Source organism: Pseudomonas sp. JDS28PS106 (assembly GCF_036706555.1).
In the GTDB taxonomy this organism is placed as follows: domain Bacteria; phylum Pseudomonadota; class Gammaproteobacteria; order Pseudomonadales; family Pseudomonadaceae; genus Aquipseudomonas.
On sequence record NZ_JBAJGT010000004.1, the window covers coordinates 348,279 to 371,422 of the forward strand.

Annotated in this window: 21 protein-coding genes; 10 read left to right on the top strand and 11 right to left on the bottom strand. The window is 61.7% G+C overall.

What is annotated here, in order from left to right; genetic code table 11:
* Positions 1–31: 31 nt before the first annotated feature.
* The 4 genes from TRP66_RS08920 to TRP66_RS08935 form a co-directional block, all read right to left on the bottom strand.
* Positions 32–490, bottom strand: a complete 459-nt coding sequence (locus TRP66_RS08920) for an REP-associated tyrosine transposase (RefSeq protein WP_333401171.1) — start codon at positions 488–490, stop codon at positions 32–34.
* A 165-nt stretch (positions 491–655) separates the two neighbouring features.
* Entirely contained in the window at positions 656–2,557 is a 1,902-nt protein-coding gene (locus TRP66_RS08925; protein ID WP_333401339.1) for a PhoX family protein, read from the bottom strand.
* Between the two features lie 82 nt (positions 2,558–2,639).
* On the bottom strand, positions 2,640–3,407 hold the full coding sequence (locus TRP66_RS08930) for a TOBE domain-containing protein (RefSeq protein WP_333401172.1): 768 nt from the start codon (positions 3,405–3,407) through the stop codon (positions 2,640–2,642).
* Positions 3,408–3,460: 53 nt separating this feature from the next.
* Positions 3,461–4,195: a ComF family protein gene (locus tag TRP66_RS08935; RefSeq protein WP_333401173.1), complete on the bottom strand. Its 735-nt coding sequence runs from the start codon at positions 4,193–4,195 to the stop codon at positions 3,461–3,463.
* A gap of 126 nt (positions 4,196–4,321) precedes the next feature.
* On the opposite strand from TRP66_RS08935, the gene bioB reads away from it, so the two are divergent.
* The 10 genes from bioB (at position 4,322) to TRP66_RS08985 (ending at position 15,465) form a co-directional block, all read left to right on the top strand.
* Complete coding sequence (bioB, locus tag TRP66_RS08940; protein ID WP_333401174.1) at positions 4,322–5,380, top strand: biotin synthase BioB; 1,059 nt, start codon at positions 4,322–4,324, stop codon at positions 5,378–5,380.
* Positions 5,381–5,386: 6 nt separating this feature from the next.
* On the top strand, positions 5,387–6,577 hold the full coding sequence (gene bioF, locus TRP66_RS08945) for an 8-amino-7-oxononanoate synthase (RefSeq protein WP_333401175.1): 1,191 nt from the start codon (positions 5,387–5,389) through the stop codon (positions 6,575–6,577).
* Positions 6,570–7,301 (top strand): alpha/beta fold hydrolase, encoded by a 732-nt coding sequence (locus TRP66_RS08950; RefSeq protein ID WP_333401176.1) that lies wholly within the window; start codon positions 6,570–6,572, stop codon positions 7,299–7,301. The genes bioF and TRP66_RS08950 overlap by 8 nt, the downstream gene beginning before the upstream one ends.
* Positions 7,294–8,127, top strand: a complete 834-nt coding sequence (bioC, locus tag TRP66_RS08955; RefSeq protein ID WP_333401177.1) for a malonyl-ACP O-methyltransferase BioC — start codon at positions 7,294–7,296, stop codon at positions 8,125–8,127. Before TRP66_RS08950 ends, bioC begins: the two co-directional genes overlap by 8 nt.
* On the top strand, positions 8,124–8,810 hold the full coding sequence (gene bioD / locus TRP66_RS08960) for a dethiobiotin synthase (protein ID WP_333401179.1): 687 nt from the start codon (positions 8,124–8,126) through the stop codon (positions 8,808–8,810). Before bioC ends, bioD begins: the two co-directional genes overlap by 4 nt.
* 110 nt (positions 8,811–8,920) lie before the next feature.
* Entirely contained in the window at positions 8,921–9,217 is a 297-nt protein-coding gene (locus TRP66_RS08965; protein ID WP_333401180.1) for a pyrroloquinoline quinone biosynthesis protein PqqE, read from the top strand.
* A gap of 334 nt (positions 9,218–9,551) precedes the next feature.
* Positions 9,552–11,357: a phenylacyl-CoA dehydrogenase gene (locus TRP66_RS08970; protein ID WP_333401181.1), complete on the top strand. Its 1,806-nt coding sequence runs from the start codon at positions 9,552–9,554 to the stop codon at positions 11,355–11,357.
* Positions 11,358–11,594: 237 nt separating this feature from the next.
* Positions 11,595–12,893, top strand: coding sequence for a GGDEF domain-containing protein (locus tag TRP66_RS08975; RefSeq protein ID WP_333401182.1), 1,299 nt, complete (start codon positions 11,595–11,597; stop codon positions 12,891–12,893).
* A gap of 233 nt (positions 12,894–13,126) precedes the next feature.
* Complete coding sequence (locus tag TRP66_RS08980) at positions 13,127–14,905, top strand: acyl-CoA dehydrogenase C-terminal domain-containing protein (RefSeq protein ID WP_333401183.1); 1,779 nt, start codon at positions 13,127–13,129, stop codon at positions 14,903–14,905.
* 398 nt (positions 14,906–15,303) lie between these two features.
* Complete coding sequence (locus TRP66_RS08985) at positions 15,304–15,465, top strand: YqaE/Pmp3 family membrane protein (RefSeq protein ID WP_333401184.1); 162 nt, start codon at positions 15,304–15,306, stop codon at positions 15,463–15,465.
* A gap of 74 nt (positions 15,466–15,539) precedes the next feature.
* On the opposite strand, the gene TRP66_RS08990 is transcribed toward TRP66_RS08985, so the two are convergent.
* The 7 genes from TRP66_RS08990 to pqqF form a co-directional block, all read right to left on the bottom strand.
* Entirely contained in the window at positions 15,540–17,363 is a 1,824-nt protein-coding gene (locus tag TRP66_RS08990; RefSeq protein WP_333401185.1) for a S9 family peptidase, read from the bottom strand.
* On the bottom strand, positions 17,326–18,486 hold the full coding sequence (gene pqqE, locus TRP66_RS08995; RefSeq protein WP_333401340.1) for a pyrroloquinoline quinone biosynthesis protein PqqE: 1,161 nt from the start codon (positions 18,484–18,486) through the stop codon (positions 17,326–17,328). Before pqqE ends, TRP66_RS08990 begins: the two co-directional genes overlap by 38 nt.
* 1 nt (position 18,487) lies before the next feature.
* Positions 18,488–18,766: a pyrroloquinoline quinone biosynthesis peptide chaperone PqqD gene (gene pqqD, locus TRP66_RS09000; RefSeq protein ID WP_333401186.1), complete on the bottom strand. Its 279-nt coding sequence runs from the start codon at positions 18,764–18,766 to the stop codon at positions 18,488–18,490.
* Positions 18,763–19,518: a pyrroloquinoline-quinone synthase PqqC gene (gene pqqC, locus TRP66_RS09005; protein ID WP_333401187.1), complete on the bottom strand. Its 756-nt coding sequence runs from the start codon at positions 19,516–19,518 to the stop codon at positions 18,763–18,765. The genes pqqD and pqqC overlap by 4 nt, the downstream gene beginning before the upstream one ends.
* A gap of 32 nt (positions 19,519–19,550) precedes the next feature.
* Positions 19,551–20,462 (bottom strand): pyrroloquinoline quinone biosynthesis protein PqqB, encoded by a 912-nt coding sequence (gene pqqB / locus TRP66_RS09010; protein ID WP_333401188.1) that lies wholly within the window; start codon positions 20,460–20,462, stop codon positions 19,551–19,553.
* Positions 20,463–20,556: 94 nt separating this feature from the next.
* Entirely contained in the window at positions 20,557–20,631 is a 75-nt protein-coding gene (pqqA, locus tag TRP66_RS09015) for a pyrroloquinoline quinone precursor peptide PqqA (protein ID WP_003422658.1), read from the bottom strand.
* 136 nt (positions 20,632–20,767) lie between these two features.
* Complete coding sequence (gene pqqF / locus TRP66_RS09020) at positions 20,768–23,095, bottom strand: pyrroloquinoline quinone biosynthesis protein PqqF (protein WP_333401189.1); 2,328 nt, start codon at positions 23,093–23,095, stop codon at positions 20,768–20,770.
* Between the last annotated feature and the right edge of the window lie 49 nt (positions 23,096–23,144).

Below are 23,144 nucleotides of genomic sequence, written 5' to 3' on the forward strand. Positions count from 1 at the left end.
CTTGCTGGCGAGGGCGGTGGTTCTGTCACCATCAAATCCAGATGGCATCCCATAATGAATAGTGGCGGATGCTGGTGACCAGACCGGCACGCAGCGGATTGGCGACGATGTAGCGAGCGTAGTTGATCAGATCTCTTTCGTCCCGAATGGCCTTGTCATGAAAACCACGCTGCCAGACCGGTCCCTCGCAACTCCTTGCCTTATTGACCGCAATTGCGGTTCTGGATTTCACCCTCTGTACCAAGCCTGGCAAAGACCCTTCTTTCAACTCCAGTAACCAGTGAAAGTGGTCCGGCATTACAACCCATGCCTTTGAGCTGACCAGATTCTGCTCTTGCGCATGCCTCATCTCCTTGACCAGCAAGCGTCCTGCCAACCAGTCCGTGAAGATCGGTGCTCTGTTCAGCGTCGTAGCCGTGACCAGATAGATCTGGCCCTGGCAGGAATAGCGACCCGTACGTAAACGACGGGAGTTGCTTCGACTGGACATTCCGTTGCCCTCGGATAGAAAACAGAACGTAATCTACCGCCGGAATCACCCAGGTAACGTCGTTCATGAGTGGCCGGATGTTACGCGGGATTGGCTTATCGCCAGCAAGCTGGCTCCTACCAGGAAGGGGGTAGGAGCCAGCTTGCTGGCGATAGCGCGAGGGCCTCAGGCGCCGATCACGCCGCCGTCTTCCCGGGTGATGACCATCACCGAGGAACGCGGTTTGCCGTTGGGCAGGTGTTCGGGGAAGGTGGAGCCGCCGTTTTCGCCCGGATGCTGGATGCCGATGAACATGGCCTTGTAGTCCGGTGAGAAGCTGATGCCGGTGACTTCGCAGCCGATCGGCCCGACCATGAAGCGGCGCAGTTCGCCTGTGTCCGGGTCTGCGCAGAGCATCTGGTTATTGCCCATGCCGGCGAAGTCGCCCTTGTTGCTCGAATCGCCGTCGGTTTGAATCCACAAGCGGCCAGCTGCGTCGAAACTCAACCCGTCGGGGCTGTTGAACATGTTCTGCGGGTTGATATTGCTCGATCCTCCCTGCGGCGTGCCGGCGTGAACCGTCGGATTGCCGGCCACCACGAACAGGTCCCATTCGAACTCCATGGCTGAGGCATTGTCCTCGGCTTCTCGCCAGCGCAGGATCTGCCCGTACTGGTTCTTCGCCCGAGGGTTGGGACCGCCGACCGGTTGACCCTCCTCGCCGCGCTTGGCGTTGTTGGTCAGGGTGCAGTAGACCTGGCCATCCTTGGGGCTGACGACGATCCACTCCGGACGGTCCATGCGCGTGGCTTTCACGACGCTGGCGGCCAGCCGAGCGTGGATCAGCACTTCGGCCTGGCTGTTGAATCCCGCGTTCGCGTCCAGACCATTCTTGCCGTGGGTCAACTCGATCCACTGGCCTTTGCCCTTGGGGCGATCCGGGTTGCTGTCACCGGCGTCGAACTGCGCAACGTACAAAGTCCCGTGATCGAGCAGGTTGCGGTTGGCCTTGGGGTCGTCGTGATTGATCTTGTCGCGGCTGATGAATTTGTAGATGAACTCGCCACGCTCGTCGTCGCCCATGTACACCACGGCGCGGCCGCCCTTGGTTTGCGCGAGGGCTGCGTTTTCATGCTTGAAGCGACCGAGCGCGGTGCGCTTGACGGGTGTGGACTTGGGGTCGAACGGGTCGATCTCGACCACCCAGCCGTGGCGGTTGACCTCGTTGGGGGTTTTCGCGACATCGAAGCGTGGGTCGTGGAGGTGCCAGCCGATTTCCTTGCTGGCGGCGACCACGCCGTAGCGCTTCAGGCCGGCGTCGAATTTCTGCTGCGGGTCGCTGCTGCCGAAGCAATCGGTGAAGTTTTCCTCACAGGTCAGATAGGTACCCCAAGGCGTCTTGCCGTTGGCGCAGTTCTGGAACGTGCCCAGGACCTGCGTGCCGCTCGGGTCGGCGGCGGTCTTGAGCCAGCCATGACCGGCTGCCGGCCCGCTGAATTGAATGGGCGTGTTGCCATGAATGCGGCGGTTATAAGGAGAGCTCTGAACGAACTGCCAACGGTCGCCGGCGCGCTGGATTTCTATGACCGACACGCCTTCGGCGGCCTGCGCCTTGCGCACGTCTTCGGCCGACTGCGGCTCTTTGCCGTGATCGTACAGATAGCGGTAGTTGGTGTATTCGTTGTTGATCGCCAGCAGTGCCCGGTCTTCATGGCCGGGCATCGGGAACAGACTCATGCCGTCGTTATTGTCGCCGAATTGCAATTCCTGGGCTTGGGCCGTGCCTTTGCCGCTGGGATCGAAGGCCGGGCCGTCGACGTGCAGCGGCTGGCCCCAGCTGATCAGCACCGAAGACCGATAACCTGGGGGAAGGCTGATGTCATCGGTGGTGGCGGCCGGGATGCCGGGGAACCCGATCAGGCTGCTCGTGGCCGCGCTGACACTGTTGGCCAGCGCGCTGCGACTCAGCAGATGGCCGCCGAGAAACATGGCGGCGCCGCATAGCGCGCCGGCGCTGATGAAACCACGGCGGGTCAGACCCACCATGTTTTCCAGATCGGTTGACTGATTTTCTTCTAATAGTTTCATCATCACGGCTCCCATCGGACATGGCAGCCACATTAGTGCGCGCGTATGACGTCTTTGTGTCCGGATGATGACGCCGTACTCGCTACACAAGCGTGCCCAGCAGGACCAGGCTCGGCGGGAATCGCACCAGCACTTGGCTGCCGGCTGCCAGATGCTGTTCGACCAGATGCGGAGCAGGCGCAAGCGCACAGAGTGTCTGGCCCCCGGACAGCCCGATGCGGACTTCGCTGGGACTGTCATGAGCCTCGCGGATATCTTCAATCAGGCCGGGCAGGGCGTTCTGCTCGTCACCCTGCGGGGTATCAGGCGATGCTATTTCCAGAGCGCCTGCCTTGATCAATGCCACCACATCGATGCCGACCTCAAGCTCTAGGCGCTGTGTGCTTTCATGGGTGATGGCAGCGTCGAGATGCAAGTTGCCCGCCAGTCGCAGGCGAATCAGATCGTGATGGCCGCTGCCAGTGATCTGCACGATGCGCCCGAGCAGCTGATTACGGGCGCTGGTGCGCAGCATCAGGCGATTGAGCAGCGCCAGATCACCGTTCTGACTGTCTTCGGCAGCGAGTATTTGAGCCTGCAGATCCTGCAATCGCAGGTACAGGCGCATGACGCGCTGCCCTTCCTCGGACAGTACCGCACCGCCACCACCACGGCCGCCGACGGCGCGCACGACCAGTGGCTTCTGCGCCAGATTGTTCAGCTCATCGATGGCATCCCAGGCTGCCTTGTAACTCATGCCCGCGCTCTTGGCCGCGCGGGTGATGGAGCCTTGCTCGGCGACGTGACGCAGCAGCTCGATGCGTTGCGGACGGCGCGACAGGTGTTGGGTCAGCGATGGAGGCAAGGACATGGCGCGGAATTCTGTGATCGTCGGTGCGGCCAGTGTAAGCCTGAGAGCCGGCTTCAGTCTTGCGGGCTCGGGGTTCTCGCCAGGCAGTAGACGTCCACCCGCTGCGCGCCGGCCTTGAGCAGAAGCCGAGCCAGGCCATCGGCGGTGGCCCCGGTGGTCAGCACATCATCGATCAACGCAACGTGCATGCCTTGCAAGCGCTCTGAATCGCGCAAAGCGAAGGCATCTCGCAGGTTACGTTTGCGCGCCCGGGCGTCCAGACCCTGTTGCGGCGGTGTTTCCTTGAGGCGCAGCAGTTGAAGGTTGTCCGAAGGAATCTTTAGTGCATTGCCGATCCAACCCGCCAGCATGGCGGCCTGATTGAAGCCTCGCTCGCGCAGACGTTTTTTTGCCAAGGGCACCGGCAGCAGGAGATCAGGCGGCTCAAGCCCTTCATCGAAGCGGTATCGCAGGTGCCGGCTGAACAGTTCACCCAGCAACCGGCCCAGCGGCCATTTGGCGCGGTGCTTGAAACGCGTGACGAGGCTGTCGACCGGAAATTCATAGCGCCAGGGCGCGATGACCTGAGTGAAGGCCGGCGGCCGGACACGGCAGGGCTCGCACATGACCGTCGGACCCAGCACCGGCAAGGCGCAGGTCTCGCATTGGGCTTCCAGCCATGGCAGGTCGGCCTCGCAGGCCAGGCACAGCGGATACGGCGCCTCGCTCGGCTCGTCGCACAACAAACATATTTGACTACTATTTAACCAGTTGTAAACCAGTCGCCTGAGATCCGGTTGACAGTTCAATGCCGATCCTTAACTATGCCAGAAATTCCTTGTTACTCCGGGGGTTGACCGTCCCCCAAGACCTCTGGAAACCCGGCTGACTCCAGCCGAGAAGAAACCCAAGAAAGCAGAAAAGGGAGCCGCCCGATGAGCGCCAGCACCACCGCCACTCTCCGTCATGACTGGACGTTAGCCGAAGTCCGGGCGCTGTTCGAACAGCCATTCAATGACCTTCTGTTTCAGGCGCAGACGGTGCACCGCGCTCACTTCGATCCTAACCGGGTGCAGGTCTCGACCTTGCTCTCGATCAAAACCGGCGCCTGCCCGGAAGACTGCAAGTACTGTCCGCAGTCCGGCCACTACAACACCGGCCTGGACAAGGAAAAACTGCTGGAAGTGCAGAAGGTGCTCGAAGAAGCCGCGCGCGCCAAGGCCATCGGCTCGACACGCTTCTGCATGGGCGCCGCCTGGAAACATCCGTCCGCCAAGGACATGCCTTACGTGCTGGAAATGGTCAAAGGCGTCAAGGCCATGGGTCTGGAGACCTGCATGACCCTGGGGCGTCTCGATCAGGAACAGACCGAAGCGCTCGCCAAGGCCGGGCTCGATTACTACAACCACAATCTGGACACATCCCCGGAGTTCTACGGCAATATCATCACCACCCGGACTTACGGCGAGCGGCTGCAGACCCTGGCCTATGTCCGTGAGGCGGGTATGAAAATCTGCTCCGGCGGCATTCTGGGCATGGGTGAGTCCGTGGATGACCGTGCCGGCCTGCTGATCCAGCTGGCCAACCTGCCCGAGCATCCCGAGTCGGTGCCGATCAACATGTTGGTCAAGGTGGCCGGCACGCCGCTGGAAAATGCCGAAGATGTCGATCCGTTCGACTTCATTCGTATGCTGGCGGTCGCCCGGATCCTGATGCCTCAGTCCCATGTGCGCCTGTCGGCCGGTCGCGAGGCTATGAATGAGCAGATGCAGGCGCTGGCCTTCATGGCCGGGGCCAACTCGATTTTCTACGGCGACAAGCTGCTGACCACCGCCAACCCTCAGGCAGACAAGGACATGCGTCTGTTCTCCCGCCTGGGCATCAAGCCTGAGGCTCGCGAAGAGCACGCCGACGAGGTGCATCAGGCTGCCATCGAGCAGGCGCTGGTAGAGCAGCGCAACGACAGTCTGTTCTACGATGCAGCGTCGGCGTAAGCCAGTATGTCCTTCGATCTGCGCGCCCGGCTCGACGCCCGGCGCGATGCGCAGCTGTATCGCCGGCGACCGCTTCTGCAAAGCCCGCAGGGCCCGCAAGTGGTGGTCGACGGCCAACCCTTGCTGGCGTTCTGCAACAACGACTATCTGGGGCTCGCCAACCACCCCGAAGTGATTCGCGCCTGGCAGGCGGGCGCCGATCGCTGGGGCGTGGGCGGTGGTGCTTCGCATCTGGTGATCGGCCACAGCACGCCTCACCACGAACTCGAAGAAGCTTTGGCCGAGTTCACCGGCCGGCCGCGGGCGCTGCTGTTCTCCAATGGCTATATGGCGAACCTGGGCGCGGTAACCGCGCTGGTGGGGCAGGGCGACACGGTGCTTGAAGATCGCCTCAACCACGCTTCGTTGCTGGACGCCGGTCTGCTCAGTGGTGCGCGTTTTTCCCGTTATCTGCACAACGATTTGCAGAGTCTGAATGCTCGTCTGGACAAAGCGATCGGCGATACGCTGGTGGTGACCGACGGCGTCTTCAGCATGGATGGTGACATTGCCGATCTGCCCGCCCTGGCGCGCGCGGCGAAAGCCCGTGGCGCCTGGCTGATGGTGGACGATGCGCATGGCTTCGGTCCGCTGGGGGCATCCGGTGCGGGAATCGTCGAGCATTTCGGGCTGAGTCTGGACGATGTGCCGGTACTGGTCGGCACCCTGGGCAAGTCGTTCGGCACGGCCGGCGCGTTCGTGGCCGGTAGCGAAGAATTGATCGAGACCCTGATCCAGTTCGCCCGCCCCTATGTTTACACCACCAGCCAGCCGCCCGCGCTGGCCTGCGCCACGTTGAAAAGTCTCCAGTTGCTGCGCAGCGAGCACTGGCGACGTGAGCATCTGGCGCACTTGATTCAGGTATTCCGGGAAGGCGCCACACGGATCGGCCTGCTCCTGATGGAAAGTGTTACGCCTATCCAGCCGATCCTGATCGGCGACGCCGGGCGCGCCTTGCAGCTGTCCCGGCTCTTGCGGGAAAGGGGCTTGCTGGTGACTGCCATCAGACCGCCAACCGTACCGGTGGGCGGGGCGCGTTTGCGGGTGACCCTGTCCGCCGCGCACAGTGAAGCCCAGGTACGAATGCTGCTGGAGGCACTGGCGGAGTGTTATCCCCTGCTGGATGCGGACGAACCGAGGGAGTCGCATCATGCGTAATCGTTTGATCCTGCTGCCAGGCTGGGGCCTTGGCGTTTCACCACTGGAGCCGCTCGCCGCTGCATTGCGCGGGCTGGACGAGCGTTTGCAGGTGGATGTCGAGCCGCTGCCCGAACTCGACAGCAGCGAAACCGCCGACTGGCTCGACGAACTCGATGCCAACCTTCCTGACGACACCTGGCTGGGCGGCTGGTCGCTGGGCGGGATGCTGGCGGCGGAACTGGCGGCGCGTCGCGGCGAACGCTGCTGCGGCTTGTTCACCTTGGGCAGCAACGCCTGTTTCATTCCACGCGGTGCCTGGCCCAATGCGATGCCCGAGGGTGACTTTGGCGCGTTTCTGACCGGCTGCAACGCTGACCCCGACGGCACAATCAAACGTTTCAGTCTGCTCTGCGCCCAAGGGGCGGCCGATCCGCGCGGGCTGGCCCGGCTGCTCAAGTCCGCGGCGCCTCACGCCGGGACGCGAGCGCTGGCCAACGGCCTCAAGGTGCTGGAGCAACTGGACACTCGCGGTGCGTTACAGACCTTTCGAGGTCCGCAATTGCATCTGTTCGCCGGGCTGGACGCCTTCGTTCCGGCCGAGGCGGCTGGTGACCTGCTGGCGTTGCTACCGGATGTCGAAGTCGGCGTCATCGAACAGGCCAGCCATGCTTTCCCCCTGGAAAACCCCCATGGCGTCGCGGCGGCGATCCATGCTTTCTTGCACGAGTCCGGCGATGACTGATCTTTCCAGACCCAAATTACCGGGCACCCTTCCGGACAAGCGCCAGGTCGCGGCGTCCTTTTCGCGAGCGGCCGGCAGTTACGACAGCGTCGCGGCATTGCAGAGAGCGGTCGGCGGCCATCTCATGGCGTCCCTGCCGCAACAGCTGCGCCCGCGGCGCTGGCTCGATCTGGGCAGCGGCACCGGCTATTTCAGCCGAACGCTTGCCGACACATTCGCCGGCAGCGAAGGCATCGCGCTGGATATCGCCGAAGGCATGCTTCGCCATGCCCGTCCGCTCGGCGGCGCGCAATATTTCGTCGCTGGCGACGCGGAGCGCTTGCCGTTGAAGGACGGCAGCCTGGATCTGATCTTTTCCAGTCTGGCCGTGCAGTGGTGCCCGGATTTTGCCGCAGTGCTGGCCGAGGCTCGACGCGCGCTGCGGCCCGGCGGCGTGTTTGCCTTCGCCAGCCTGTGCGTCGGCACGCTGTATGAGTTACGGGAAAGCTGGCGGGCAGTGGATGGCCTGGTGCACGTGAACCGTTTTCGCGAGCTGGAAGATTACCAGCGTCTGTGTGCCGCCAGCGGATTGCAGATCCGCAGCCTTGAAGTGCGTCCCCACGTGCTGCATTACCCGGATGTCCGCAGCCTGACCCATGAACTCAAGGCTTTGGGCGCACACAATCTCAACCCTGGCCGCCCGAATGGCCTGACTGGCCGCGAACGAATTCGGCGGCTGGTCGAAGCGTACGAAGGCTTCCGCGATGACGCCGGGCTGCCGGCCACCTATCAGGCGGTGTACGCCGTGCTTGAGAAACCGATGATCCAGGAACAAACCGCACGATGACCGCCGCCTATTTCATCACTGGAACCGACACCGACGCAGGCAAGACCACCGTTGCCGCAGGCTTGCTGCATGCAGCGCGTCTGGCGGGACGCAGCACGGCGGCGGGCAAGCCGGTCGCGTCGGGTAGCAACTTGTCGCCGGAAGGTTTGCGAAACGCCGATGCCTTGGCGCTGTTGGCCGAGTGCTCGCTCGATCTTCGCTATGAAGAGGTCAATCCGTTCACGTTCGAGCCAGCCATTGCGCCTCATCTCGCAGCGCGTGAAGCTGGTGTCGAGCTGAACGTGGACGCACTGCTTGCGCCGATGCTGAAGCTGCTGGGAAAGGGCGCAGACTTCACCCTGATCGAAGGTGCCGGCGGCTGGCGTGTGCCCTTGGCCGGTCAGAGCAATCTGTCCGATCTGGCGATGGCTCTGGATTTGCCGGTGATTCTGATCGTGGGCGTGCGGCTGGGCTGTATCAATCATGCACTGCTCAGCGCCGAAGCCATCGCCCGGGACGGTCTGAGGCTGGCCGGCTGGGTGGCGAACATCATCGAGCCGGACACTTCGCGGCTGAATGAAAATCTGGCAACGCTGGAAGAGCGGCTGCCGGCTCCGTGTCTGGGTCGCGTGCCAAGGTTGGGGCAGGCGAGTGCCGCGCAGGTGGCATCTTATCTGCATTTGGAGCGTCTGAGTCGATCCTGAGCGGTCGCGCTCTATCGTGCGGCGTTGTGCCATTAGTCTTTTTTTCGGGCAATTCGCGGCGTTTGCTGATTCAATAGCGCTGTTCGCATTTCTGAACCGAGGACGATGCCATGCAGATTTCCATGACCAACACGCTTTATCCAGGACTCGGTGCCATCGAGGTCGGGCAACAGCGCGTGGATCAGGCTGCCACGCAGATCGCCAGCACCAACATCGAGGTGTCCGGCAGAAGCCAGTCTTCGGATTTCCAGTTGGAAAACCTGCGTTCCGTGGAGCGCAGCCAGCGCTCCGACCTGTCGGCCAACATCGTTGAACTGGCGGCTGGCAAGGAGCAGATCCAGGCAGGCCTGGCCGCGCAGAAGGCCAGCGACGAAGCACTAGGCACGCTGATCGACACCTACGCCTGATCCCGCTGCTGTTGCCATAATGACGCCGCGCCCCTTGCGCGGCGTCATTTTTTGAATCGCTTCGCATCACCGCGCTGTATCCACGCTGTCCTCTCCCAAGCCTCTACTAGACTTTCCTCGACACGCGATTCTCGCGCCAGGCCTTTGCCTGCGCGGCGTTCAGTGCCGTGATGACGAATGGTGGTCGCGACGCTATTGACAACAATCAGGCTAAAACGTAAGTTTCAAACACCTGTTTGACCGTCAAGCATACGAGCCTCTCGTGTGTCCCGAGCAAGCCGCCGGCGATCGTTCGGTCATTCGTTCCAGGATTCATCAGCAGAGGTTTATCGCTATGCCTGATTACAAGGCCCCCTTGCGTGATATTCGTTTCGTTCGTGATGAGCTGCTCGGTTACGAAGCCCACTATCAAAGTCTGCCGGGCTGTCAGGACGCGACGCCTGACATGGTCGACGCCATCCTCGAAGAGGGTGCCAAGTTCTGCGAGCAGGTGCTGGCGCCGTTGAATCGGGTGGGTGACATCGAAGGCTGCACCTGGAGCGAAACGGGCGTCACAACGCCTGCCGGTTTCAAGCAGGCCTACAAGCAGTTCGTCGAAGGCGGCTGGCCGAGCCTGGCGCATGACGTGGAGCATGGCGGGCAGGGGCTTCCCGAGTCACTGGGGCTGGCAATCAGCGAAATGATCGGCGAGGCGAACTGGTCGTGGGGCATGTACCCCGGCTTGTCCCATGGCGCGATGAACACGATTTCCGAGCACGGCACGCCCGAACAGCAAGAGGCGTACCTGACCAAGCTGGTGTCCGGCGAATGGACCGGCACCATGTGCCTGACCGAACCTCATTGCGGCACCGACCTGGGTATGCTGCGCACCAAGGCCGAGCCACAGGCGGACGGCAGCTATAAAGTGACCGGCACCAAGATCTTCATCTCCGCCGGCGAACACGACATGGCCGATAACATCGTGCACATCGTGCTGGCGCGTCTGCCGGATGCACCGGCGGGCACCAAAGGCATTTCGCTGTTCATCGTGCCCAAGTTCCTGCCGTCCACCGATGGCGGGATCGGCCAGCGCAACGCAGTCACCTGCGGTTCGCTCGAGCACAAGATGGGCATCCACGGCAACGCCACTTGCGTGATGAACTTCGATTCGGCGACCGGCTTCCTGATCGGCCCGCCGAACAAGGGCCTGAACTGCATGTTCACCTTCATGAACACCGCACGCCTCGGCACCGCATTGCAGGGCCTGGCCCACGCTGAAATCGCTTTCCAGGGCGGCCTGAAATATGCCCGCGACCGCTTGCAGATGCGTTCGCTCACAGGTCCCAAGGCTCCGGACAAGGCCGCCGACCCGATCATCGTCCATCCAGACGTGCGTCGCATGTTGCTGACCACCAAAGCGTTCGCCGAAGGCACGCGTGCGATGGTCTACTTCACGGCCAAGCAGGTGGACATCGTCAAATACAGCCAGGATGAAGAGCAGCGCAAAGCCGCCGACGCGCTTCTGGCGTTCATGACGCCGATCGCCAAGGCGTTCATGACGGAGGTCGGTTTCGAAGCGGCGAACCATGGCGTGCAGATCTACGGCGGTCACGGCTTCATCGCCGAGTGGGGCATGGAGCAGAACGTGCGCGACAGTCGCATCTCCATGTTGTACGAAGGCACCACCGGTATTCAGGCGCTGGACCTGCTGGGTCGCAAGGTGCTGATGACCCAGGGCGAAGCACTCAAGGGCTTCACCAAGATCGTCCACAAGTTCTGCCAGGCCAACGAAGGCAGCGAAGGCGTTCAGGAATTCATCACGCCGCTGGCCACGCTGAACAAGGAATGGGGCGAGCTGACCATGAAGATCGGCATGGCGGCGATGAAGGACCGCGAGGAAGTCGGCGCCGCTTCGGTCGACTATGTGATGTTCTCCGGTTATGCCTGCCTGGCCTACTTCTGGGCCGACATGGCCCGCGTTGCTACTGAAAAGCTGGCGGCCGGAACGACCGAAGAGGCTTTCTACCGCGCCAAGCTGCAGACCGCCCGCTTCTACTTCCAGCGCATTCTGCCTCGTACGCGCACTCACGTTGCAGCGATCCTGTCAGGCGCCGCCAACCTGATGGATATGAAAGAAGAAGACTTTGGTCTGGCTTACTGATGAGCTGAGCCGCGTCCGTACTATCCAACCGCCTGGTCTTCGGATCAGGCGGTTTTTTATTGCCTGCGGTTTGGTTCTGTTAAAGAACCTTCACACTTTGCGCATAAACCTTTTGGATTTCCTGCCGTTACAGAAAAAGTCATCACTGAATGATCCTGCTGAATGCATTGTTCGCTGGATGCGGGCACAATGCCATCATTCGGCCTTTTGGCCCGGTGCCGACCAGGAGTCGTATTCTTGCTTCGTTTGTCCGCTGCGCGTGTCAGCCATTTTCTACCCGCCCTGGCGCTTCTGATCGCCGGGCTGGCGGCTGCCTACGTCAGAGACCTGAGTGTGTTCTTCACCTCGCTGTTCAACGTACTGCCGACGTTGATTCTGTTGCTGGGTGGCGCCTATTGCGGGGTATACCGGCGACAGCGCGAGCTGTTTCTGATGATCACGGTCTACGTGGCCTATTTCCTGCTCGACACCCAGACCGACTTCTACCGCGACAACGGTCGGGTGCGTGAAGACGCGGCCGTGATCTTCCACCTGATATGCCTGCTGTTGCCGGTGATGTTCGGCCTGTACGCGGCCTGGGAAGAGCGAACGCATCTGGTCCAGGATCTGGTCGCGCGTCTGGCGGTGCTGGCGGCGGTGGGCGGCGTTGCGCTGGGGCTTGAGCAGAGCTACCCGGTCGAGCTGCAGGCCTGGCTGGCCGATATCCGCTGGCCGGCGCTGCATGGCGCCTGGATGACGCTGGTGCAGCTGTCCTATGCGATGTTTTTCGTTTCCTTCGCCGTGCTGATCTGGCAGTACCTCGAAAAGCCGCGGCCCCTGCATGCCGCCCAGCTGGTCGGCCTGATCGGATTGTTCTGGGCCCTGCCGAAAACCTTCATCCTGCCGTTCACACTCAACATCATGTGCAGTCAGGTCATGCTGATGATTGCCGCGGCCGTTGCCCATGAGGCCTATCAGATGGCCTTCCGCGATGAGCTCACCGGCCTGCCCGGTCGTCGCGCGCTCAACGAGCGCATGCAGCGGCTGGGACGCAGCTATGTGCTGGCGATGAGCGATGTGGATCATTTCAAGAAATTCAACGATACCCACGGCCATGACGTTGGCGATCAGGTGCTCAGGCTGGTCGCGAGCAAGCTGTCGAAAATCACCAGCGGTGGCGGCAAGGCTTATCGCTATGGGGGCGAGGAATTTGCCATCGTGTTCGCGGGCAAGACCGTCGAAGAGTGTCTTCCGCATCTGGAGGCCATCCGCGAAACCATTGCCAACTACGAAATCCAGTTGCGTAACAAGGAGAACCGTCCCCAGGACGATCAACAGGGCCGACAGCGTCGCGGGGCAATGGCTGCGACGAGCGTGTCGGTCACGATCAGCATTGGCGTCGCCGAGCGCCAGCCTGAACACCGCACGCCGGAAGAAGTCCTGAAAACCGCCGACCAGGCGCTTTACGCCGCCAAAGGCGCCGGGCGCAACTGCGTCATCGCTCATGGTCAGCAGAACAAACGCGGCGCCGTGCGCACCTCCGAAGCCTTCGGTTGATCCTTTCGCTCCGGCATCCTCCGGGGCTCGCTTTACCCCCCGCAATTGCTCAAGCCAATGCCTGCTTATGTCGGCTTATAAGCGTGACTGTTGAATACTGCATAGTCACGACACGACCCTATGTCTCTGAAATGTTGTTCGGGTAGACTCCGAGCATCGACTCCCGGACCGGCGCAAGGCATCGCGCTCACCGGCTTCATCACGCTGTCTGCTTCTCGAATGCGAGGTTTGCCATGGCCGATTATCAAGCCCCTCTGCGCGATATGCGCTTCGTCCTCAACGAAGTCTTCGAAGTCTCGAAACTCTGGGCCACGCTGCCGGAGCTGGCCGGGGCGGTAGATGCGGAAACTGTCGACGCGATTCTCGAAGAGGCCGGCAAAGTCACCAGCAAAGGCATCGCGCCGCTGAGCCGGGGCGCTGACGAAGAAGGCTGCCACTGGAATGACACCGTGGTCACGACCCCGGCCGGGTTTCCCGAAGCGTACCGGACCTACGCGGAAGGCGGTTGGGTCGGCGTTGGCGGCAATCCGGAGTTCGGCGGCATGGGCATGCCCAAGGTGGTTTCCGCTCAGGTCGAAGAAATGCTCAACTCCGCCAGCCTTGCGTTCGGTCTGTATCCCATGCTGACTTCCGGGGCTTGCGTGTCGATCAACGCCCACGCGACCGAAGCGCTCAAGGCCAAATACCTGCCGAACATGTATGCCGGGACCTGGTGCGGCTCGATGTGCCTGACCGAAGCCCACGCGGGCACGGACCTGGGCATCATCCGCACCAAGGCGCAACCGCGGGCCGATGGCGCCTACGAAATCACCGGCAGCAAGATTTTCATCACTGGCGGCGAGCATGACCTGACCGAGAACATCATTCATCTGGTGCTGGCCAAGCTTCCCGATGCGCCGGCCGGCCCCAAGGGCATTTCGCTGTTTCTGGTGCCCAAGTTCATGGTCAATGACGATGGCAGCCTGGGCGCGCGCAATACCGTCAGCTGTGGTTCCATCGAGCACAAGATGGGGATCCAGGCCTCGGCGACCTGCGTGATGAACTTCGATGCCGCCGTTGGCTATCTGATCGGCGAGCCGAACAAAGGCCTCGCCGCCATGTTCACGATGATGAACTACGAGCGGCTGGGTGTCGGCATCCAGGGTCTGGCTTCCGGCGTGAGGTCTTACCAGAATGCGATCGAATACGCCCGCGACCGCCTGCAAAGCCGTGCTCCAACCGGCGCCCAGCACAGCGGCAAGATCGCGGACCCGATCATCGTTCATCCCGACGTGCGCCGCATGCTGCTGACCATGAAAGCCTTCAACGAGGGCGGGAGGGCGTTTTCCAGTTACGTTGCCTTGCAGCTCGACATCGCCAAGTTCAGCGAAGACGAACTCGCCCGCAAGCGAGCGGATGACCTGGTGGCCTTGCTGACCCCGGTCGCCAAGGCATTCCTGACCGATCTCGGCCTGGAAACCACGGTTCATGGACAGCAGATTTTCGGCGGGCACGGCTATATCCGCGAATGGGGCCAGGAACAGCTGGTTCGTGATGTGCGTATTACCCAGATCTACGAAGGCACCAACGGCATTCAGGCCCTGGATCTGGTCGGGCGCAAGATCGTCGGTTCCGGCGGTGCTTTCTATCAGCTGTTCTCGGATGAGGTCCGGCAATTCATCGAGACGGCAGACGCCACGCAAGCCGAGTTCACGCGGCCGTTGAGCGCGGCGCTGGAGAAGCTCGACGAGCTGACCGGCTGGGTGCTCGATCGCTCCCGCACCAATCCGAACGAGATCGGCGCCGCGTCGGTCGAGTATCTACACATGTTCGGCTACACAGCCTATGCGTACATGTGGGCGATGATGGCCAAGGCTGCAAGCGGCAAGGAAGCGGCGGATGAGTTCTACGCCAGCAAGCTGGGAACGGCGCGTTTCTACTTCGCAAGATTGTTGCCGCGGATACATTCGCTGGATGCGTCCGTGCGCGCTGGCAGTGAATCCTTGTATTTGCTGGATGCGGGGCAGTTCTAAGGGGAAATCTGCTTGTAAGCTTTTGCTTACACGATATGCCGGAAAATGCCCCTATCGCAAAAATGGATCCAAAGTTAATCTACTTTCCATGGACGCCGCGCAGGAAGCGCACTTCACAACAGGGACACGTAGGGATGCCTGCCAGGATGGTGGGACGAAAGGGAAGTCAGGGAAACAGTCTGGAAAACCCCGCTTAGGCGGGGTTTTCTTTGTCTGCGATTTGGCATTTGTCCGGCTTTGCAATCCTGACTCGCGACGTCTGCAACATTCTGCAAACAAACCCTCCCGTATAGAGTCATCCCCTGATAGCAGCCTGCCAGAGCGGGTGGAACCCTCAAGACCGGCCAGGGTCGATTAGCTGTCCGGCCTGCGAAAGGCCGCTAATCGGGAGCTTACTCATGGACATCATCCGCATCATCTTCGCCATCCTGTTGCCTCCGCTGGGTGTGTTCCTGCAAGTCGGCCTTGGCGGTGCGTTCTGGCTCAATATCCTGCTGACGATCCTGGGTTACATTCCCGGCATCATTCATGCGATCTACATCATCGTTACGCGAAAATGATGTGGGTGGGTGAATTTTTATCGCCAGCAAGCTGGCTCCTACGAGGAATGGTGTAGGAGCCAGCTTGCTGGCGATTATTTGAGCACATCGCAATAAAACTGCCACTCCGCTTCCAGCGCATGCGCCTGGTTGCTCGCCTTGCGGAATCCGTGGCGTTCATCCGCATAGAAATGCGCCTGGGCCGGAATTCCGCGCTTGAGCAACGCATCCAGCATGGCGCGGGTCTGTTCCGGGACGACCACCGCGTCCAGCTCCCCCTGGAAAAATACCACCGGCACCGTGATGCCATCCGCGTGCAGCAGGGGCGTCCGCGCGTTGTAGCGCTCCACATCCTGCACAGGATCGCCGATCAGCCAGTCCAGATAATCGCCTTCGAACTTGTGAGTGGCTTTTGCCAGGGCAATCGGGTCGCTGACGCCGTAAAGGCTCGCTCCAGCGCGAAACACCTGTTGGAATGCCAGGGCGCACAGCGTCGTATACCCGCCGGCGCTGCCGCCGCGGATGAACGCCTTGTCCGGGTCGATCAAGCCACGCTCGGCCAGATGAGCGACCACGGCGCAGGCGTCTTCGACGTCCACGACACCCCAGTTCAGATGCAGACTCTGCCGATACTCACGTCCGTAACCGGTGCTGCCACGGTAGTTCAGATCCGCGACGGCGAAGCCACGCTGGGTCCAGTATTGGATACGCGGGTCGAGCACCGGATAACAGGCCGACGTCGGCCCGCCGTGGATGAACACCACCAGCGGAGGCCTCTCTTCGCCATGCATCGCTGGGTAAAAATAGCCATGGGCGTTGCCGGAACCACTGGGATAGCTCAGCGGCTGCGGGCGGCTGATGCGCTCCGGTGGCAGCGGCGCGCCACCTCCGGCGAGGACCGTGGTGCTGTGGTCGGTGCGCGATATCGCAATCACCGCCGAGGTGCTGACCGCCGACGCGGCAATGCAGTAGATGAAAGCCTCGTCCAGCGCCAGACTCCGAAAGCGGCTGTAATCGCCGCTGTAGTCCTCGATCGTGCCGTCCGCCCCGCGCAGCCCCAGCACGCCGGTACCGTTGTCGAACCAGGTGGCGAGATAGCCACCGCTGACCGGCAGCCAAGTGCAACTGCCCAGCTGCCAGGGCGCGGACGAGTGGTCCGCCGTTGCGGCCGGCAAAGGTTCGAACCCTGAAGCTGTCTCGCCCCAAGGCTGCCAGAATCCGTTCAGGTCATTCAGGCAATACAACAGCCCGTGTGCGTCGAAGCGCGGCTGCTGCAAGGACTGTTCGGCATTGTCTCCCGAGACACAGCGCGGCGCCGACCAGCTTCCGTCATCCTGACGCTGCGCGCACATCAAGCGGGTGCTGGTCCAGGGCTGATGCGGCCGCTGCCACTCGATCCAGGCCAGACGTGTGCCGTCGGCGCTGACGACCGGCGAGGCGTAGAAGTCGGCACCCTCGGCCAACAGCGTGCGCTGACCCTCCGTCAGGTCAATGGCGACCAGCCGGTGCGTCCTGTCGTCTTCCTCGACGGCGAGGATCTGACCGTTGCTGAAGAAGACGCCGCCATAGTGCTTGTCGCCTTGGGTGAGCTGTACCGGCGTGGCGCCATCCAGCCCTTGGCGATACAACTGTTGATCGCTTTCATTGACAAACACCACTGCATCGTCCGCCAGACAGAAAGACCCGCCGCCGTATTCGTAGACCCGGCTGCGGGCACTGAACCCCTGCGGCGTCAGGCAGTGGGCTTCACTGGCGTACCAGTGCCAGATTCGGCAGGCGCCATCTTCAGGACGGTATTCGTTCCAGAACAGGCCGGCCGAGTTGACATCCAGCTCGGCAAAATCGACACCGGCTGCAACTGCCTGGGCTGCGGTCAGCGGCTCAGGAAGATTTGGCGATGAGACGTGAGTTTCGTTCATTGCGGAAGGCCAGTTGTTCGATGGTTTGAGTGGCGGTCTCGGCCTCATCCCGCGCCTGGGTAATCAACCCATGGTGTGGGGATTTACTACAGACCGGGTCGGCATTGGCGGCATCGCCGGTCAGCATGTAGGCCTGACAGCGGCAGCCGCCGAAGTCTTTCTCTTTCTCGTCGCACGAGCGGCACGGCTCGGGCATCCAGTCGTAACCCCGGAAACGATTGAAGCCGAACGAGTCGTACCAGATGTGCTGCATGCTGTGGTCGCGCACATTGGGAAACTCGATCGGCATCTGGCGAGCGCCATGACAGGGCAGGGCCGTGCCATCAGGCGTCACGGTGAGGAAAATGCTGCCCCAGCCGTTCATGCAGCCTTTAGGGCGTTCTTCGTAATAGTCCGGCGTCACGAAGATCAGCTTGCAGGGACGTCCCTCTGCCGCGATCTTGTCGCGATACTGGTTGGTGATCGCCTCGGCGCGCACCAGTTGGTCTTTGGTCGGCAGCAGCCCGACGCGATTGAGATGCGCCCACCCGTAGAACTGACAGGTCGCCAGTTCGACGAAATCCGCTTCGAGGGCGAGGCAAAGCTCGATGATCCGGTCGATACGGTCAATGTTGTGCCGATGGGTCACGAAATTGAGCACCATCGGGTAACCGTGTTTCTTCACCGCCTGGGCCATTTCCAGCTTCTGCGCGAAGGCTTTCTTCGAGCCGGCGAGCATGTTGTTCACTTGCTCGTCGCTGGCCTGAAAGCTGATCTGGATATGGTCCAGGCCGGCTTTCTTGAAATCGATGATTTTCTGCTCGGTCAGACCGATGCCGGAGGTGATCAGGTTGGTGTAGAACCCCAGCCGGCGCGCTTCGGCGATCAATACCGCCAGATCCTGACGCACCAGCGGTTCGCCGCCGGAAAAGCCGATCTGCGCCGCACCCATCTGCCGCGCTTCCTGCATGACCTTGAACCACTGCTCGGTGGTCAGCTCCTGCCCCTGCTTCGCGAAGTCCAGCGGGTTGGAGCAATAAGGGCATTGCAGCGGGCAGCGGTAGGTCAGCTCGGCGAGCAGCCACAACGGCAGGCCGGTTTCCGGCCTGGGCGGCATCAAGGGGTTGGGTGTCGCAAGGGCCATATCAGTCAAGGGTGATCCAGTTCTCTTGGCGAGCGTGCTGCATGAATTCGTCGACATCCAGTCCCAGTTCCGGAACATTGGGGAACTTGCTCTGCAGTTCACCGATGATCGCCGCCACGGTGCGTTGTCCGTCGATCAGGCCACCGATCCAGCCCGCGCTGTCATTGAGCTTGATCATGCCTTCCGGATAAAGCAGCACATTGGCGTTCTGCGCCCGCTCGAACTGAAAGCGATAGCCGGGGCGCCAGGTGGGGACGAGGTTGCGGTCGAACTTGTTCATAGGGCAATCCCTTTGTGCCAGACCCGCTGGTCTGTGACGCTGTGGTACGGCGGACGGTTCAACTCGTAGGCCATGCTCATGGCGTCCAGCATGCTCCACAAAATGTCGAGTTTGAACTGCAGAATTTCCAGCATGCGCTGCTGGCTTTCATAGGTAGTGTAGTGCTCGAGCGTAATGGCAAGGCCATGCTCGACATCCCGGCGCGCCTGGGACAAGCGCGTGCGGAAATACACATAGCCCTCGGGGTCGATCCAAGGGTAGTGCTGCGGCCAGCTGTCCAGGCGCGACTGATGAATCTGCGGGGCGAAGAGTTCGGTCAGCGAACTGCTGGCCGCCTCCTGCCAGCTGGCGCGGCGGGCGAAGTTGACGTAGGCGTCGACAGCAAAACGCACGCCCGGCAGGACCAGTTCCTGGGAACGCAGCTGGTCCGGGTCCAGCCCGACCGCCTGGCCCAGACGCAGCCAGGCCTCGATACCGCCGTCCTCACCCGGTGCGCCGTCGTGATCCAGCAGGCGCTGAATCCACTCACGACGGATCTCGCGATCCGGGCAGTTGGCGAGGATGGCGGCATCCTTGAGCGGAATGTTCACCTGATAATAGAAACGGTTGGCGACCCAGCCCTGAATCTGTTCGCGGGTTGCGCGGCCTTCATACATCGCCACGTGATAAGGATGATGGATGTGGTAATAGGCGCCCTTGGCACGCAGCGCCTTTTCAAATTCGGCGGGGGACAGCGCAATGGCTTCGCTCATGTCTTGCTCCGTTGGGTCCGGTTGAACATTCTCTACAGCTCGATGCTCATGCCGTCGAACGCGACTTCGACGTTGCGGCGGACAAGCTCGGCGCGCTCCGGAGAGTCTTCGTCGAGAATCGGATTGGTGTTGTTGATATGTATCAGCACCTTGCGCTGCCTGGCAAAGCCATCCAGCACTTCGAGCATGCCGCCAGGGCCATTCTGCGCCAGATGGCCCATCTCCCGACCGGTGCGGGTGCCGACGCCGCGGCGCTGCATCTCGTCGTCGTCCCATAGCGTCCCGTCAACCAACAGACAGTCGGCGGCGTGCATCTTTTCACGCAGCGAATCGTCCACCTGCCCCAGACCGGGCGCGTAGAACAGTTTGCCGCCAGTGCGCAGGTCTTCGACGATCAGGCCGATATTATCGCCCGGATGTGGGTCGAAGCGATGCGGCGAGTAGGGCGGAGCCGCGCTGCGCAGTGGGAACGGCGTAAAGCGCAGATTCGGACAGGCTTCGACAGTGAAGCTGCCTTCCAGCGCGATGGGGTTCCACTTCAGTCCACCGTTCCAGTGCTTCAGCATCTCGAACAACGGAAAGCCGGTGCTCAGGTCTTCGTGGACCATATCCGTGCACCAGACTTCGTGCGGGCAGCCTTCGCGCAGGCTGAGCAGGCCGGTGGTGTGGTCGATCTGGCTGTCCATCAGGATGATGGCGCTGATGCCGGTATCACGCAGCGCGCGGCCCGGCTGCATGGGTGCGAAGCCTTGCAACTGAGCACGGATGTCCGGCGAGGCGTTGCACAGGACCCAGTTCACGCCATCGTCGGAAATGGCGATGGACGACTGGGTACGCGCCAGGGCGCGCAGGCTGCCGTCGCGAAAGCCCGCGCAGTTGGCGCAGTTGCAGTTCCACTGGGGAAACCCGCCACCGGCGGCGGAGCCTAGAATCTGGATGTACATGTGAGCTTCCTGATGACCTGGAGCGCAAAAACAAAGGGCAGCGTTACCAAAATAAAAAAGCCCCGGCGAACCGAGGCTTTCCAGCGCGTTGAGATCAACGGCTAGCGAAGTACATGGTGACTTCGAAGCCGATGCGCAGGTCGGTGTAAGCAGGTTTAGTCCACGACATAGGAGACTCCTTCATGTGAATGCTACGGTGGGTGACATCATCTTAGTGCACCCCCGTGGGAATACGTTCAGATGGTTAGGGAGCTATGTTACTCAATTTAACAATTATGTTGGGCCAGAATATTCATGAAAGTCCGTTACCGTTCAGGTAAGGATTGAGTTCTGTTGCTCAGGACCCGCCAGCCAGCCGCAGCGCTCGCCAGACGGTCTGCCGCATCCAGCAGCTGCTGAGCGTCCAGCGCTTCGAAAGCATGACGCAACAGCTTGAAATACTCGGGACCATGACCTGACAAGTGGGCATGCCACCGCAGTTCAGCCAATTGCTCATTCGGCAGACTGTCAGGATCGAACTGTGCTGCCAGGGCCCGTGACTGTTCGGGCACACTGGCTGACGCGATCAGCTCCGGTAGCCGTTCGATGAAACCTTCAATATGCTGCATCAGTTCCTGAGCCGTGCACGCAGGCGACTGCGCGCCGAACAGCAGTCCGGTGCGGCCGGCGATCTGTCGTATGCCGCTGAATACCGCATAACCGAGTTGCAGCTCGACCCGCAGGCGCTGATAGAACGGCCCCTGCATCAGATGCCCGAGCATGCGCCACGCCGCTTCGCTGGCGATGGACGCGTCCGGCGCCGGACAGAACACCAGCACCGCATCCTCGGCTGATCCCGACCCGTGTACTGACCAGTGCTGACCCGGCGTGGCCGGTGGAAACGGAACAGGCGTTTCCAGAGCAAGGCCGGGCGTCAGGCTCAGCGCAGCGTTTACCGCGCTTTCATTGGCTGGCGACAGACCGACTGCAAGCGCAGTCCAGCGGGCGGTTTCCCAGACGGGTTGCGGGCGGCCGACGTCGGGCGGAGTCCCCTCGTCGAGAACGGCATCTGGCAATGCGGCCAGAAGCTGGCGAATGGGAATGGGCGGGACATCGTTGTCCGCCTGGGCGTCTTGACCGATTCCAGTCATGTCCGCACGCCGCAGAGTGCGCATCGCATGTTCGACGACCAGCGCCATTGATCGCTGGACGCCCGCCAGCCTCAGTTGCCAGTAGCGGCCATGCGCAGTGAGTGCCAGGTTGATACCCGCTTGCCGGGCGTCGTCGATCATGCCTCGCAGCAGGTCCTGTAACCGTCGCAACAAGGCTGGCTGAGCCGAATGCAATTCCCAGCGCAGGAATAGGGCCGCTTCAGTGCCTGGCTCTGGCGCCGCTTGCAGAAAAGGATTGGGCGCCGGGAGGTGCCATTCGGGAGGCTGGGCCAGGAGGTGCGGCATCGTCCGGGGTTCGAGCAGCGATTCTGGCGACAACCGCGTCAGCAGAGTGGTCAGGGCCGCTGCGCCGCCTTCGCTCAGACCGGCTGGAAGATTCCGACACCAGCGATGCGCCAGCTCCAGCGCGCCGCAGGTCTGCAGACGCAGTTGCTGCATGTCGTTGTATTCGTCGACCCGTTCGGGCCAGTGCGCCTTGAAAAACGTCAGCCAGCTGAAGAACAGCGCGGCGATGGTGTCTTGCCGGGCTGAATCGGCACCTTGGAATTCGACGTCGAGCAATAACTGGCCGTTGAATTGATAAAGGGGCGCGGCCTTTAGCGAACCGGCGAGGCCCTGGTGTTGCAACTCGGCGATCAAGCCGCCGGGTTTGGACGAGGACAGCCAGTGGCATAGGAAGGCTATTGCTTCGTCTGATTTTTCAGGCAATTGTTCGCAGGCGAAGAGTATGTGTTGCCGAGTCTTATCGCTGTAGGAGCCAGCTTGCTGGCGATTATCAAAACCCAACACAGGAGGCGCCGCCTGCGCCACTTTTTCCCCTATCCGAAACACCCCGCCATGCGCTATCGCCAGCGCCCGCAGCTCATCCAGCGACTGCGGCCCGCTCAGGCACAAGGTCAATTGCCCCGCTTGATAGAAGGTCGCGTAGTAATCCTTGAGCGCCTGCTGAAAGGCAGGGTTGGGCACCGCCAGGCTATAGCGGTTGCCGGCATGGAAACCACGAAGCGGGTGCTGTGCATCGAGTCGGGCGAGCAAGGCGGATTGATGGCGCGCTTCAGCGTCCCGGCTCCAGGCGATGAACTCCGCATGCAGCACTTCCCGCTCGCGGCGCTGCTCGTCCGGGTCCATGCGTGGATAAGCGAGCATGTCGCACAGCCGCTCCACGCCACCGGCCAATGCAGCGGCCGGTAGCTCGAAGAAGTAATCCGTGGTGCGTTCCCGGGTGCTGGCGTTGATTTGCCCGCCGTAGCCCTGCACATAGCGCATCAGATTCTGCTCGGCCGCGAAGCGCTCCGTGCCGAGAAAGAACAGGTGCTCCAGAAAGTGGGCGAGGCCCGGCCAGCGGGAAGGAGCGTCATGGCTGCCTGCCGCTACCCGCAACGAGGCCGCGCTGCGCTTGAGCCGGACCGCGCTGCACAGCACGACGTTCAGGCCATTGCTCAGGACAAGCCGTTCGATTTCAGGGACGTTCAAGGCAGGCATGGCCGCTTCCACTAAAGCACTCGATAACAGAGCGCCATGCTAGCGGATA